Annotated in this window: 10 protein-coding genes; 7 read left to right on the plus strand and 3 right to left on the minus strand. The window is 33.2% G+C overall.

Translation table 11 applies throughout. The annotated features are described in order from the left end of the window. Positions 1-1,403, minus strand: a 1,403-nt coding sequence (locus HCJ50_RS14615; protein ID WP_185395742.1) for an SH3 domain-containing protein, incomplete at its 3' end; no start/stop codon positions are given. A 492-nt stretch (positions 1,404-1,895) separates the two neighbouring features. Beyond that, positions 1,896-2,126, minus strand: coding sequence for a YlaI family protein (locus HCJ50_RS14620; protein WP_185349272.1), 231 nt, complete (start codon positions 2,124-2,126; stop codon positions 1,896-1,898). Between the two features lie 206 nt (positions 2,127-2,332). Between HCJ50_RS14620 and HCJ50_RS14625 the strand changes: the two genes are divergently transcribed. The 7 genes from HCJ50_RS14625 (at position 2,333) to HCJ50_RS14655 (ending at position 13,387) form a co-directional block, all read left to right on the plus strand. Further along, positions 2,333-2,614 (plus strand): DUF1507 family protein, encoded by a 282-nt coding sequence (locus HCJ50_RS14625; protein WP_185349274.1) that lies wholly within the window; start codon positions 2,333-2,335, stop codon positions 2,612-2,614. Between the two features lie 179 nt (positions 2,615-2,793). Continuing rightward, positions 2,794-3,996 (plus strand): FtsW/RodA/SpoVE family cell cycle protein, encoded by a 1,203-nt coding sequence (locus HCJ50_RS14630; RefSeq protein WP_185349276.1) that lies wholly within the window; start codon positions 2,794-2,796, stop codon positions 3,994-3,996. A 260-nt stretch (positions 3,997-4,256) separates the two neighbouring features. After that, the gene (locus tag HCJ50_RS14635; RefSeq protein ID WP_185349278.1) at positions 4,257-7,697 is read left to right on the plus strand and encodes a pyruvate carboxylase; all 3,441 of its coding nucleotides are present in this window, start codon (positions 4,257-4,259) and stop codon (positions 7,695-7,697) included. A 150-nt stretch (positions 7,698-7,847) separates the two neighbouring features. Beyond that, positions 7,848-8,741 (plus strand): ABC transporter substrate-binding protein, encoded by an 894-nt coding sequence (locus HCJ50_RS14640; RefSeq protein WP_185349280.1) that lies wholly within the window; start codon positions 7,848-7,850, stop codon positions 8,739-8,741. 278 nt (positions 8,742-9,019) lie between these two features. Then, positions 9,020-9,823 (plus strand): ABC transporter permease, encoded by an 804-nt coding sequence (locus tag HCJ50_RS14645; RefSeq protein WP_185349282.1) that lies wholly within the window; start codon positions 9,020-9,022, stop codon positions 9,821-9,823. Positions 9,824-9,835: 12 nt separating this feature from the next. Continuing rightward, positions 9,836-10,843: a teichoic acids export ABC transporter ATP-binding subunit TagH gene (gene tagH / locus HCJ50_RS14650; protein WP_185349284.1), complete on the plus strand. Its 1,008-nt coding sequence runs from the start codon at positions 9,836-9,838 to the stop codon at positions 10,841-10,843. Positions 10,844-11,062: 219 nt separating this feature from the next. Beyond that, a complete protein-coding gene (locus tag HCJ50_RS14655; protein ID WP_185349286.1) occupies positions 11,063-13,387 on the plus strand; it encodes a GW domain-containing glycosaminoglycan-binding protein in 2,325 nt (774 codons plus the stop codon). Positions 13,388-13,960: 573 nt separating this feature from the next. Here HCJ50_RS14655 and HCJ50_RS14660 read toward each other — a convergent pair. After that, the gene (locus HCJ50_RS14660) at positions 13,961-15,967 is read right to left on the minus strand and encodes a DUF6270 domain-containing protein (protein ID WP_185381183.1); all 2,007 of its coding nucleotides are present in this window, start codon (positions 15,965-15,967) and stop codon (positions 13,961-13,963) included. Positions 15,968-16,072 lie beyond the last annotated feature (105 nt).

A 16,072-nucleotide genomic window follows, 5' to 3' on the forward strand; every position in this document is an offset into this window, starting at 1 on the left:
ATCCAGCCAACATTGCCATTTACAGTAATTTTATAAAAGCCATTCGTTTCTGTGGTGTTATTAAGAGTGGCTTTGTCGCCTTCTTTAAGACTGAAAGCTATAGAGCTATCCCAATTAGCAGCGGATCTTAAGTCAATAGCTGATTTAGCATAAACATTTTCTAAAACAGGTTTACTTGCAAAGTAAGATAATTTCATCCAGCCGGTCATCCCATTATAGGTAACTTTGTAGAAGTTATCAGTATTTGTAGTATTATTGATGGTTACTTTAGCATTTGTTGGAACTGTCCCAACAATAGCACTATCCCATGAAGCGGATTTTCTTAAGTTTAAGTCAGAAGCGGCATAATATGTATTAAGAACAGGTTGTTTAGAGAAATAAGTCAGTTTCATCCAACCGGTTTTTCCACCATAGCTTACTTTATAAAAGCCATCTGCTGTTTTAGAATTTTCATTAATTGTAACAGTTGCACCTTCTGGAATATTGATAACTATATTGCTTGACCAGTCTGCAGTCGTTCTAAGGCTTACTGCTGACTTCGCATAGTATGTTTTATTAAGAGGTGCAGAAAGTTCGTTATATTTGTAATTTACTAAATCAAAAAATTCATTAAAAGTATATCCCCATTTTGCAAAATAACTTACTGGATCACTATGAGTAGTACCACCTAGATAACGGCTGACAGAATCATGAGACCAAACAGTTCCAACACCAGTATTATGTGCATTTACTGGAACTAAACCATATTGCTTTAAATTATATGCGACATAATAAGCATCATTGTTTATTGATTTATAAAATTTCTCTTTTGTACTCTCTCGTACTAACTCAGATTGAACAAAATACGAATTAGCTTTTGCGCCTGCACCCCATACTCCATATTCAGTCGGATGAATTTGGATAATACGACTGCTATCTACAAAGGTATGAACAAATGCGTTTTTCCAATTAGAAGTCATGTAATTAATTTCACTAGTAATAGTAGAATTATTATTGGCTGTTTCATGAACAACAAATCCTCTTGGTTTGCCGTATCCATCTTTATAATTAAATCGCTCAAAGTTCTTTATTTGTTTTTCAATGACAGGATTCGTATAGTTCTGGCTAATAATATACTGGTTTGCAGCAGAATAGCTTTTTGAGCTTGAAAAAAGACGAGCGGACTTGGTTGTTGCTTCTGGATTTATTTCTTCAGTTGGTTTTGCTTCTGCCTCTGCTTTTTCCTCTTTGCTTTGTATTTCTGGCGTGTAAACGGATTCATTTATGTCCTCACTTAGAATTGTTTCCGCATCTATAGGAGTGTTGCTTGGAGAATCTTCTGCCAATACAGGAGTAGATAGCGAGAAAGTTGTTAAGAGTGTCAAAGCTAAAATAGTTGTGATGCATTTTCTGTTATTTTTCAATACAAAAACCCCTTTTTAATTTTATTATATAAATAATAATATCTGATTTTAATACAAAAGTATAGAATTTTAAGTGAATTTTATAAACATAATATAAAATTAAGTAGATTATTCTGGATAAGATGGACAAAATAATAGTGAACATAAGCAGAAATAATAAAATGTTAAAAAAAGTAGTGATAAACTCCTGAGTATGTCGAAAAAAGAAGGATATATCACTTATATGTTAAATCAGGAAGATTTTGATAAGTTAAAGCAATCTACTACATTAACTGTTAGCAATCCTAATGAGTACAATTCTCCCGCTATTGACGTAACTGAAAAAGGAAATATCACATTAAATTTCCCAATAAGTAAATAAAAATATTAATATAGTAATAAGCTCCAAAAGATGTAAACTTAAATCTTTTGGAGCTTTTTTGGAAATAAAAAAAGAGCGAAAGTCTTCGCTCTAAAAAGTACTATTGTTTCATTGCTTTAGTCTAGTTTTTTTTATTCTACCTTATTACTTAGCAAATTTTTTAATTCACTATTCGACATCACAATCGGTTTATGGAAATTAAAATGACCAGAATTAACGCGACTGATAGTATTGATTGCTACTCGATGTTCACATTCAGGGCATAAATACATTCTAATAGGTTTGTTGCGTAATTGCTTTGTTTTAAATTCACGATTGTCTAGCTCATCTACACACTCACATAAGATACATTTTGCATTCAATTTATCTTCACCTCACACAAGTATTATAGCATGATTCTTAAAAAAGGCGAGTAAAAGCGGATTTTTCAAAAATTTTAGTCCATTCTGGCTTGCGTGGCGTTTAAATTATGCTATACTTATACTATCTAGTATTAAACTAACTTGAGGAGAATTTCCTTAAGATGCAAATAAAGCGCTTTTCAAGGCGTGTGATAGGGGGTTCTGTGATGGCAAATAAAAAAGTAGATCACAGAGAAGAGGCGGTCGAGCTTCTGAAACAAGATGCTAAACGAATCTTACAGTTGATTAAAGTTCAAATGGATAATTTAACCTTGCCGCAATGTCCAGCATATGAAGAAGTGCTCGATACGCAAATGTATGGCTTATCACGTGAAATAAACTTTGCAACGCGTCTAGGATTAATTGAACCAGAGGAAGGAAAAAAATTAATCTCCACACTGGAAAAAGAATTGTCCGCATTACATGAATTATCAATGAGCAAAAAATAATCGATTAGTTGAAAAGATGGCTGATTATTTCAGGCATCTTTTTTATGGAGAGGAAAAGGACTAAAAAATGAGTCAAAAGGCGGATGGGATTCTCCTTTTCATTTGGCAGTCTTTTCCTTTATAATAGAAAGAACAGTAAACTAGATGGGATACTAATTCTCAGGGATTGGACGATGCTAATGTTTAAACGAATTTTAAAATCATATGATTATGCATTTATAGCTGTATTTATAGTGCTCTGTTTATTTGGGATTATTATGATCTATAGTGCCAGTTGGTCGTTAGCGATTGGAAAAGACTTACCAGCTGACTTTTTTTATACGCGCCAAGTTAAGAACTTTATTATTAGTTTTATTTTCTTTATTCTTTTTGCGCTACTTCCTTTTAAATTTTATCAAAATAACAAAGTATTAATGGTCATTGTTTTTGGGACGATTGGTGTTTTACTTTTAATATTTTTAGTCGGGAAGACCGTTAATAATGCGAATAGCTGGCTCGTTTTAGGTCCACGTTCACTTCAACCAGGTGAATTCGCAAAATTAGCTGTTATTATTTATATGTCCGCTATTTATGCGAAAAAACAAAGTTATATTGATGACTTTAACCGTGGTGTTTTACCGCCAATATTCTTTTTAGCATTCGTCTGTTTCTTAATTGCAATTCAGCCAGATACTGGAACTGCTTTTATTATTTTTCTAGTAGGCTGCTGTATCATTGTTACTTCTGGAATGAGGCTTCGCACGATAATGAAGCTAATCGGAATTGGAATTGGCGTCATTGTGGCACTCACACTTGTCTTATTTGCACTACCCGACCATATTCGAAGTGAAATCGTCTCCCCTACAAAAGTAGCTCGGATTACAACGTTTATGAACCCTTTTGAGTATGCTGATAAAGAAGGACATCAGTTGATTAATTCTTTTTATGCTATTGGTTCTGGTGGCGTGTCTGGACAGGGGCTTGGAGAAAGTGTTCAAAAGCTAGGTTATTTACCAGAAGCGCATACCGATTTTATTATTGCAGTAGTTGCTGAAGAGTTGGGCGTTTTTGGTGTAATGTTCATTATTTTAGCTTTATTCTTCCTCATATTTAAGACCATTAGTACAGGTTTAAGAGCCAAAGATCCATTTGCTTCATTAATGTGTTATGGTATTGCAAGTTTAATTGCGATTCAAGCCTTTATTAATTTAGGCGGTGCAAGTGGACTAATTCCGCTTACGGGTGTGACATTACCCTTCATTAGTTATGGCGGTTCTTCCTTAATGGTACTTTCCATGATGATGGGGATAGTAGCTAATATTTCGATGTTTAACAAATATCACCGTCTGTACAATGTAGATGGTACAAAACAAGTTCCAACAAAAAAACAAAAGAGAAGATAATATACTAGAAAAAGCCACTTTTTTAGGGCTTTTTCTTTTTACTGTTTAACCGCATGTTCCTAGCTATTTACTTGTATTTTATTCGTGTTTTAAAGAGTGTTTTCGATATTTGAGAAGAAAATAATTTACATCTGATGCCATTTAATACTATAATTGAAGTTATATACCGTTTTACAGCCTAAAAAAGGGTCTACATATTTATTTCATCGTAGGCGACGTATCAAGTATAAAACAGATCAGTGTTGGTTAGGAGGAAAAAAATGAATCGAATTAAAAAAGTATTAGTAGCTAATCGCGGTGAGATTGCTATCCGTGTTATGCGTGCATGTACTGAACTCAAAATCAAAACAGTGGCTATTTATTCACAAGAAGATACCGGAAGTTTCCACCGGTATAAATCAGATGAAGCTTATCTGGTTGGAGCAGGGAAAAAGCCTATTGATGCGTATCTAGATATCGAGAACATCATTGAAATTGCTAAAGAATCTGGTGCAGATGCGATTCATCCGGGATATGGTTTCTTGTCCGAAAACATTGACTTTGCTCGTCGTTGTGAGCAAGAAGGCATTATTTTCGTTGGTCCTAAATCAAAACACCTAGATATGTTTGGCGACAAAATTAAAGCAAAAGAACAAGCTTTGCTAGCAGATATTCCTGTTATTCCTGGTAGTCATGGACCAGTTGCTGGGATTGAAGAAGTAGAAGCATTTGGTGAAAAGAACGGTTATCCACTTATGATTAAAGCTTCTCTTGGTGGCGGTGGTCGTGGTATGCGTGTTGTCGAATCAAAAGAGCATGTAAAAGAAAGTTTTGAACGTGCATCTTCTGAAGCAAAGGCTGCTTTTGGGAATGATGAAGTTTATGTTGAAAAATGTGTTATGAACCCTAAACATATTGAAGTACAAATTCTTGGTGATACACATGGCAATATCGTTCATTTATTTGAACGTGATTGCTCTATACAACGTAGACACCAAAAAGTAGTAGAAGTAGCACCTTGTAATGCAATTACTTCTGAACTTCGTAATCGTATTTGTGATGCTGCAGTAAAATTAATGAAAAATGTGGATTATATTAATGCGGGAACTGTAGAATTTTTAGTGGAAGGCGATGAGTTTTACTTTATTGAAGTAAATCCTCGTGTTCAAGTAGAACATACAATTACTGAAATGATTACTGGTATTGATATTGTGCAATCACAATTATTTATTGCAGATGGTTATGCACTTCATGACCAATTAGTCGCAATTCCTAAACAAGAAGATATTCATATTCACGGTTCTGCTATTCAAAGCCGTATTACTACAGAAGATCCGCTTAACAACTTTATGCCAGATACAGGTCGAGTAGATACATATCGTTCGACAGGTGGCTTTGGGGTGCGTTTGGATGCCGGCAATGGTTTCCAAGGTACAATTGTTACCCCATTCTATGATTCATTATTAGTAAAATTATGTACATGGGGAATGACTTTTGAGCAAGCAACTCGAAAAATGCGTCGTAACTTAATTGAGTTTCGTATTCGTGGTGTAAAAACAAATATTCCATTCCTATTAAATGTAGTTCGTCATCCTGATTTCGCAAGTGGTAATTACAATACAAGTTTTATTGATACAACACCAGAGCTATTTAAATTTCCACATATTCGTGATCGTGGTACAAAAACACTACGTTATATCGGAAATGTAACTGTGAATGGCTTCCCTGGAATTAAACATCGTGATAAACCTGTATATGCAGAACCACGCTTGCCCAAAATTCCATTTGGCTCTCAAATTGCACCAGGTACCAAACAAATTTTGGATGCAAAAGGTCCAGAAGGCGTTGTTGATTGGGTGAAAAAACAAGAAGAAGTGCTTTTAACTGATACTACATTAAGAGATGCTCATCAATCATTACTTGCCACTCGTGTGCGTTCTAAAGATATTTTCCAAGTGGCTGATGCTATGGCACATTTACTTCCTAATATGTTCTCCTTTGAAATGTGGGGCGGGGCAACATTTGATGTGGCTTACCGTTTCTTAAATGAAGATCCATGGGTGCGCTTGGAAACACTAAGAAAACAAATTCCAAACGTTATGTTCCAAATGCTGCTACGTGGGGCAAATGCTGTCGGATATAAAAATTATCCAGATAATGTCATTCGGGAATTTGTTAAACAATCAGCACAGTCTGGGGTAGACGTATTCCGCGTGTTTGACAGCTTAAACTGGATTAAGGGCATGGAAGTATCAATTGACGCTGTTCGTGAAGCAGGTAAGGTTGTAGAGGCTGCTATTTGTTACACAGGGGACATTGATGATGACACAAGAACTAAATATACCATTGATTATTATAAAGATATGGCAAAAGAACTTGTTGCTCAAGGAACCCATATCTTAGGAATTAAAGATATGGCGGGACTTTTAAAACCTCAAGCAGCATATCGTTTAATTAATGAATTAAAAGATACAGTAGATGTACCTATTCATCTTCATACGCATGATACAAGTGGTAATGGTATTTATACTTATGCTGCCGCGGTTAGTGCGGGCGTGGATATTGTCGATGTAGCTTCTAGTGCTATGAGTGGCGCGACAAGCCAACCAAGTATGACAGGGCTCTATTATGGTTTAGTTAACGGTAATCGTCAAACAAACTTAGATGCGCAAAATTCTCAAACTATTAATCATTACTGGGAAGATGTGCGTCATTACTATAAAGACTTTGATAATGCGCTTAACTCACCACAAACAGAAGTATACATTCACGAAATGCCAGGTGGTCAGTACACTAATCTTCAACAACAAGCCATTGCAGTAGGGCTTGGCGATCGTTGGGATGAAGTGAAAGAAATGTATACAGTAGTAAATCAAATGTTTGGTGATATCGTTAAAGTAACACCATCGTCTAAAGTTGTCGGGGACCTAGCGTTATTTATGGTTCAAAACGAGCTAACAGAAGAAGATGTTTACGAAAAAGGCGATACGATTGATTTTCCAGACTCTGTAATTGAATTCTTTATGGGTGAAATTGGCCAACCGTATGGCGGGTTCCCAGAAAAACTTCAAAAACTAGTGCTTAAAGGACGTAAACCATTAACTGATCGTCCAGGAGCTTTAATGGAGCCAGTTAACTTTGCTGATGTTAAAGTAGAGCTAAAAGAAAAAATGGGTTATGAACCATCTGAAAAAGATGTGATTTCCTATATTCTTTATCCAAAAGTATTCCTAGATTATCAAGAAATGATTAATAAATATGGTGATGTAACCGTTCTTGATACACCAACATTCTATAAAGGAATGCGCTTAGGCGAAACCATTGAAGTAGAATTAGAAAAAGGGAAAATCCTTTTAATTAAATTAAATTCTATTGGAGAACCAATTGCGGACGGAACACGGGTTATCTATTTTGAATTAAATGGTCAGCCGCGTGAAATTAACATCCAAGATATGAATGTTCAATCAACAGTTATTGCGCGACGTAAGATTGACACAACGAATCCGGAACATGTTGGAGCAACAATGACAGGTTCTGTTATCCAAGTTGTCGCGAAAAAAGGCGTATCTGTGAAAAAAGGAGATCCTCTACTTATTACAGAAGCAATGAAAATGGAAACAACAATCCAAGCGCCATTTGATGGAGAAGTAAGTAGTATCCACGTATCTGATGGCGATACCATTGAGTCCGGTGATTTATTGATTGAAGTAAACAGAATCTAAAAACATAATGACTAACGGGTGGGAATAGAACGCTAATTAAAGTGCCAAACTTTAAAAATCGAGAAATTAAACGTGATAAAAGAGACGTTTTTTGAGATTGTTAGCGTGAAGTTGCCACCCGTTTTTTCTATTAAAAAGGAGAACTTACATATGAAATGGTTTAAAGGTATTGCGGTTGTTTTATTATTAGTGGTTTTAACGGCTTGTGGAAATACAGAAACAAAGGCACCAACAGAAAAAACGGAGGCAATAAAGGTAAAAGATGCAACCGGCGAAACGATTACATTAAAAGAAGCGCCAACAAAAATTATCTCACTTATGCCAAGTAACACAGAAATCTTGTTCGCACTAGGACTTGGAGAGGATATCGTCGGAGTTTCGGCATATGACGATTACCCGGCAGAAGCCCAAAAAATCGAAAAAGTAGTTTCAACAAATGTAGACACTGAAAAAATTATTTCACTAAAACCAGACTTAGTACTTGGTCATGAATCTATGCTTTCTGCCCAAAAAGATGCGTATCAACAATTAAGAGACACTGGTATTAATGTATTCGTAGTACCAGATGCAACTAATTTAAAAGATACTGAAAAAACAATTGCGACTATAGGTGAACTAACCGGAACTGAAAAAGAAGCAAAAAAAGTAACAACATCGATGGAAGAACAAAAAGCAACTATTGAAAAGAAAGCTAAAGAATTAAAAACCTCTCCAAAAGTTTGGATCGAAATTAGCCCGGATTTATATACGGCCGGTAAAGGGACTTTTATGAATGAGATGCTAGAACTTGCAGGAGGAACAAATATCGTTACCGAATCAGGCTTTATTCCTTATAACGAAGAAAAAGTAATCGAACAAAATCCTGATATTATCCTAACAGTTTATCCGGACGCAAAAGCAACTATTTTAAAACGTACTGCTTGGAAAGATATTTCAGCTGTTAAAAATAACCAAATTTATGAAATGGATGCCAATAAATTAAGCCGCCCAGGACCAAGATTACTTGAAGGAGCTGCGGATATTCAGGCGGTTCTTGAAAACTAATTGTTTAATATTGCAGATGAAGCTTTACAAAAAACAACTTTTAAGGTAATTTAACATAGGGTGTATTTTTTACTAAATTCCATTAGTAAATGAATGCATCAAATATTAAAAGCGATTTACACATAGAAGATGAGGCATAAATAGCAAGATTTAGGCATCTAAGACAACAAACTATACTAACAAGGTGTATTTAGTTTTTTATGGAGGAGTTGCCTATATAACATATAAAGCTGAATCTGGTTGTAAAACCATATTATTTTTCGGGAAGAAGTGTTTTTGTGAAACAAGTTATGGAAGTATTTAAAGAACAAGTGAAAAATTTACCAATGATATTTCGCATTGCACGCTATGAAGATAAGGCGACCTATCAAAGCCATTATTTGGGACTTGCTTGGCAAATTTTAAATCCATTAATTCAAATTGCTATTTATTATTTTGTGTTTGGTTTTGGTATGAATGCAAAATCAGGATCCGATGCTAGCTATATTGAGTGGATGCTTGCAGGTATTATCCCATGGTTTTTTATTAGTGCAGTTATTTTACAAGGTGCGAATAGTATTTACAATAAAATAGGTATGGTTTCAAAAATGAATTTCCCAATGAGTATTTTACCCAATATAACAATAGTTTCTAACCTAACAAGTTATTTTACAATGATGCTTATTTTACTAGGTTTGTTTGCAGTTAATGGAACACCTATTACCGTTTATTGGGGACAGTATTTGTATTATTTTGTAGCAATGATTGCTTTCTTGTTTAGTGTTACACTATTTAATGCAACTATTAGTGTTTTAGTAAGAGACTATTATATTATGTTGCAGTCTATCATGCGTGTACTTTTCTATGTGACTGGGATTGTTTGGAATTTAGAAACAATGTTACCGCAGTGGCTAGTTGATTTATTAAAACTAAATCCGATTTATTATGTAGTAAATGGTTTCAGGGAGACTTTCCTAATGCATAAAGGTTTTTGGGAGTCGCCGTCGTATACAATGTACTTCTGGCTAATAACATTTACATTGCTTTTTGTTGGCGCGACACTACACATGAAATTCCGCGAACGTTTCGTGGATTATTTATAGGAGGTTAGACAGATGGATAAAAATATTAAAGTATCATTTAAACATGTGTCAAAAGAATATGACCTCTATCAAAATAAATCAGATAAGATAAAAGGCTTGTTTATGCCCAAAAGCCAAAAAATGCAATCTTTTTGGGCTTTGCGAGATGTCTCTTTTGATATTCATGATGGTGAAACAGTCGGCCTTATTGGAATCAATGGTTCTGGAAAATCAACTATTTCTAGTATTATGTCGGGAGTTATTCCTCCAACACAAGGGGAAGTCATTATTAATGGAGAAACATCTTTAATCGCTATTGCAGTTGGGTTAAAAGGCCCGCTAACAGGTTACGAAAATATCCGCTTAAAACTACTTATGCATGGAATGAAAGGTTCGGAAATCAATAAATTAATGCCTAGTATTATAGAATTTGCGGATATTGGAGACTTTATCAATCAACCAATTAAAAATTATTCCAGTGGTATGCGTTCTCGTTTAGGTTTTGCAATATCTGTGCATACTAACCCCGATATTTTAGTTATTGATGAAGCATTGTCAGTTGGGGACCAAACCTTTTATCAAAAATGTGTCAATAAAATTAATGAATTTAAAGCTCGTGGAAAAACTATCGTGTTCGTCAGTCATTCGCTTGGACAAGTAAAAAGCTTATGTGACAGGATTATTTGGATGCATCACGGGGAAATAAGAGAAATGGGCGAGGCACAAGAAGTTGCTCGAAAATATGACGAGTTTGTAAAATGGTTCAATCAACAGCCAAATGATTATAAGAAAAAATACCAAAAAGAACATAAAGAGAATCAAAAAGCTCCACAGAAAAAAGTTTATCCTAATCCAAATGCGAATAAATATCGCTTAACACTTTTTGATAAATGTTTTTTAACAGTATTAATCATTTTAACTATTTTATTCGGGACTTTAGTAGCAACTGAAAAATCATTTAAAAGTTTAATTAGTGAGGGAACAACAAATCAAGTGGGGCATATAATATATGTAGATAAGCAACATAAAATTAAGTTATAAAAAAGAGACCATTTATGTAAAAAGAAGTGGTCTCTTTTTACACTTAAGAATTTTGAAGAATAGAATTCGAGATTAATAGGAAAATTGTTATATTGACTAATAGTAACTTATAGGCTATATTTAATTTCGTTAATTTTGTAATAAATCTGTAACTTATCAAGCCACAAAATTTGGTAGAATATAGGATAGTAACGCATTTTAAGGAGTGATTGAAGAATAATGATAAATAAAAAGTGGATGAAAATTGTAATGATACCAATTTTGGTTGTCCCAATGTATGGTTTGACAACTAATATAGGTAGTGAGTTACAAAATTCATTAACTGGAAAAAATTCCTTTGAGAAGGACGTAAAAGCTGCTACCACAGAGCAACAGGCGTTTATCAACAAATTAGCACCTGCCGCTCAAGCATCTCAAGAAAAATATAAGCTTTTATCTAGTATAACTTTGGCACAAGGAATTTTAGAATCTAACTGGGGAAAAAGTGGACTAGCAACAAAAGGTAATAATTTATTTGGAATAAAAGGGAAATATAATGGGCAATCTGTTATAATGCAAACCTCTGAATATGTTAATGGTCAATGGATAAAAGTAAATGCAGAATTTCGAAAATATCCAAGTTGGAATGAGTCTGTGACAGATCACACACTTTTATTAGTTAATGGTACATCTTGGAATAAAGATCTATATAAGAAAGTTATTAATGCAACTGATTATAAAACTGCAGCTACCGAACTTCAAAAAGCTGGATATGCAACAGATCCTAACTATGCTTCAAGTCTAATAAGAGTAATTGAAACTTATGATTTAGATAAATATGATGTAGTATACGATAAAATTCTATCTCAAAAAACCATCTCTGGAAAAGCTACAGTAACAAAGCCAACAGGGAATGCAGTTTGGACAATGCCGTATAAAGTTAAAGGTGTTACGCTTGTTGGTTCTGCTAGTAACTATGCAAATAAAGATATTGATTTAGTTTCTATGGCTACTACACAAAGAGGCACTTACTATCAATTTAAATATAATGGTAAATTGACAGGATGGATTGATGGAAGAGCGTTAACAATTTACGATAAAGTCAATTATGATAAAGTATATGTAGGAAGAGCTAAGATTACAAGTCCAGTGAGTAATGGAATCTGGTCTAAACCATATAATGTCTATGGACGAGAGTTTATAACAAATGCTACAACATATGCACAACAAGAAATAAAACTTTTACGTGAAGCTCAAACTGCTAAGGGAACGTATTATCAATTTAGTATAAATAATAAAACAATTGGTTGGATTGATAAACGTGCATTAACAATCTATCCTTATGATTCTATAGTTTCAAGTAAAAATGTAAATCTTAATGGACAAATAACTAATGTAGTTGGAAATGGAATCTGGTCTAAAGCCTATAAACTTGAGGGAACAACTTCAGTAGCCCCTGCATCAAAATATGCTAATATGGATGTAGCTATTAGTCAGCAAATAGAAACGCAACATGGTATTTATTACTATATAAGTATCAATGGAAGAGCAATTGGTTGGTTAGATAAAAAAGCTATTACGCTTTATGATGTTGAAGAGTATAATAAAACGGTTTCATTAGATGGTACAATTAAGAATGTAAAAGGTAATGCTATTTGGACAGCTCCTTATCGCACAGTTGGGACTAAATTAGTGGGTTCAGCAGAAACTTATCTAAACAAGGACGTTCAAATCATTCGAGAAGCAAAAACACCAAGAGGTACTTACTATCAATTTAAATCAGGAGGCAAAGTTATCGGATGGTTAGATAAAAAAGCCTTTGAATTATATGATAGTGTAACTTACAATAAAGCTGTTAATATGGAAGCTGTAATCGAAAATGTTGAAGGTAATGCTATTTGGACAGCTCCTTATAAGAGTGTTGGTGTTAAATTAATTACGTCTGCTGGAACTTATAAAAACAAAACAGTTAAACTAACTCGTGAAGCACAAACAAGCAGAGGAACATATTATGAGTTTAGCTATAATGGTAAAGTTATTGGATGGCTAGATAAAAAAGCTTTTAAATTTTATAGTACATTAGAATATGATCAGGCCTATGTTCGAGATGCTATGATTACAAATGTTAGTGGACATACAGTTTGGTCATTACCATATCAACTTTATGGAATAAAATCAGTTGGTTCAGCATCAAACTATGCTAATAAACAAGCTAAAATCACAAGACGTGCAAAGACTGAAAAAGGGATTTATTACCAATTTAGCATTAATGGAAAAAATGTTGGTTGGTTGGATGAAAGAGCCTTTGATGTTTATGATGCTATTGAATACAACAATGTAATTAATAAAAGTGCGTTATTAAGCAATCCAGTTGGTAATGGAATTTGGACTGAACCGTATAGAGTTATTGGAACGAAAAATGTGGGACAAGCAACTGCTTATGCTAATAAAACCGTACAATTAGTGCGAGAAGCTAAAACAACTCGTGCTACTTACTATCAAATGAGTTTGAATGGTAAAATAATTGGCTGGGTTGACGCACGCGCATTTACTAATGTAAAATAAAAAATTTCTTTGTTGTTACATCACGTAATTACAAAGTAAACTATGTAAAAAAAGAAAAATGAATTTGAGAATTCCATTTCAATAGGAGCTCAAATTCATTTTTTTATGCATAAAGAGTTTTTGTTAAAATAAAATACTTAAGCTATATACTAAAGAGGTGCTTTTTTAATATAAAAAATTAAAATATGAAACAAAGTACTTTTATCATTAAATTCAAAAAATAATAAAAGAATAGTGTTTTTGGATATAATATTTTAATGAAAATATTCCAGAGAAATTTTACTTTTTTAGAAAATTTCTTGTTTTTTAGTTATTAGGATCTATATATTTTATTTAATATTAGCCAGCTAAATTTTCACTATAAAAGTACTGGTTTTCTCTCTATTGCTTTTCATTTTAACACATTCAACAGTGGGTTTTTCTTACCATAAAAAGCCTCTTATATTGTACTTTAAGTGAACAATATAAGAGGCTTTTTAGCATGTTTCATTTATTGGAATCAGACTTTCTATTTGTACGATGGATTTTTTCTGATTCATAGCTTAACAACTTTTATGAGCTGAAGGGTGTGAATTATGATTTAGTGATATAAATAAGTTCTTTCAAAAAGTCCTTGTAATAAGTAGATTCAAAGTGAGAGAAAGAGTGGCCAAATGGATAGTTAAAATCCCCAATATATGTCTTTTTTGAAAAATCAATTACTTGAGCTTCAGGTAGTTTAGCTAAAAAGTAATTATTTAATCGATCCCAAAAATAGTTATTTTTTTCAATAGCCATTTTATTTTGGTAAGTTACTATTTTTCCATTCTCATCATAGTATGAGGTAGTAAAGCCACCTAAGTTTAAAATAACTTTATTTGCAGGAATTATTTCTGTCAAGTTTGTGATGAATTTGTCAGCATAAGCTTTCCACTCGTTAAAGAACACTTCATTATTAATATGATCTAATATTCTTTCATAAGAAATATCATTAAGTAGTTGGCTTTGTTCTATTATATAAGATAAAGTTATTGCAGTTTTATCATTAAGCCAAATAACTGGTCTAATTACATCTGGATAAAGGTCAATTAGGAAATAGTCAGAGTTAGAATTTTTGAGATTAGTGAAGAATTCTTTTTTTAAGTCTTCTTCGACTGTAATTCGTTCACTAGGTAAAATATCTTTATATTTCCCTAAATCGAATCCACTAGCAGGTTCAGTCATTACACTGATAATAGATGAATGAAACTGTGTAAAGCTGCATTCAAAGAAAGCCTTATAATCTGGGTTAAAGAAAGGCGATGAATTGAATGCGTTACGGCTAAAGCAAGTTCCCATGACAGCAATTTTAGTAATATCTTCCTTGATTTTAGGAGCGACAATTGTATCACAAGACAAATTATTTTTATCATTTCTAGATAAACAAGCACGAAATTTATTATCAGAAATAGGGAAAAAATCAGAGGAGCTAAGATCTATTTCATTTGGAACTAAAATAGGCAAATCAGGTGTGTTTTTGGAACGAATGAAGAAATCCCAAGTTGCATCTGCTTTATTTATAGGTCCAAATAAAAATTCTTTTTTGTTTATTCGTACTGTGTGCTTAGTTAGTCCTTTTTTTAATGGCCAAACTTGCTCTACATTGTATTCAAATGTACTAGCCTTTTTGTCTTGTCGTTTCACAACAATTTGGCTTTCTGAAAAATTATTCTCAGATTTAAACTGTAAAATAATTTCCTTTTTATTTTCTTGCAGTTGGCTTAATTTAACGTGTCTATGGATATTTTTTTTGAAATAAAATGATAATCTGTTGGATCCAGTAACATATGATCTTAAAGCAGCTAAAACTGGTGAACCTATTTCAATTTCTCTAGGAATGGACGTCTTTACATCTGAGTCAATGGAGAGAAATGTAGGCACCCCTTTTTGTGTACTTGTAGGTGAAATTTCAATGATAGCATCTAAAATATTAGTATCATCCACCAGGAAATCCGAGGTCAACTCACTAATCCTTATAGAAAAATCAGTTTCGTTATCCTTAAAAACTCCTAAATCAAAGGTTTGCTGTTGTTCATGGAATAAATAAAAGCTTGGTGTAGGTCTACGTTTTAGATGTAATTGAGCTGAAAATATGTCATCTGGAAGCGACGGGTTAATTTGTATTTTTCCGGAAATAGTATTTTCATTTAACGAATAGTTATTTAATGATGCTGTGAGTTCAATTGGTTTACTTATAAGTGTTAAAACGCCTTCTGGAAATTCAAAATGATATTCATAAAGTGAATTATTTGGACGGAAGGGTTTATTTATTATTGGTCCATCTGTAATTAAATGTGTATATGGATAATCACCATTTACTTTAAATTTCCATGCAACTTCTTGATCAGGCTGAGAAAAACTTGCAATTTCAGAAATGGATATAACAGCTTTGAATGAATTTTTTTGTTGCGTGAAAGGAATATTAAATTTTTGCTCAGGGTGTTTATATTCACGTAATTCATTATAATAAGCTTCAATGCTACTGATTTCCCCATCAGAAAAACCAGATATTTCCCATGTTTTAGAATTTGTCAATTGAATTTCTTTTATATAAAATTTCATCACTAACTCCTTAAAATTTAATTATCATATTGTATATTTTAGCATAGAATAACTATATTCCCTATCAAAATTAATTGAAAACATACTCATGTAAAATAAATTAAT

This window comes from Listeria immobilis (assembly GCF_014322765.1).
GTDB lineage: Bacteria > Bacillota > Bacilli > Lactobacillales > Listeriaceae > Listeria > Listeria immobilis.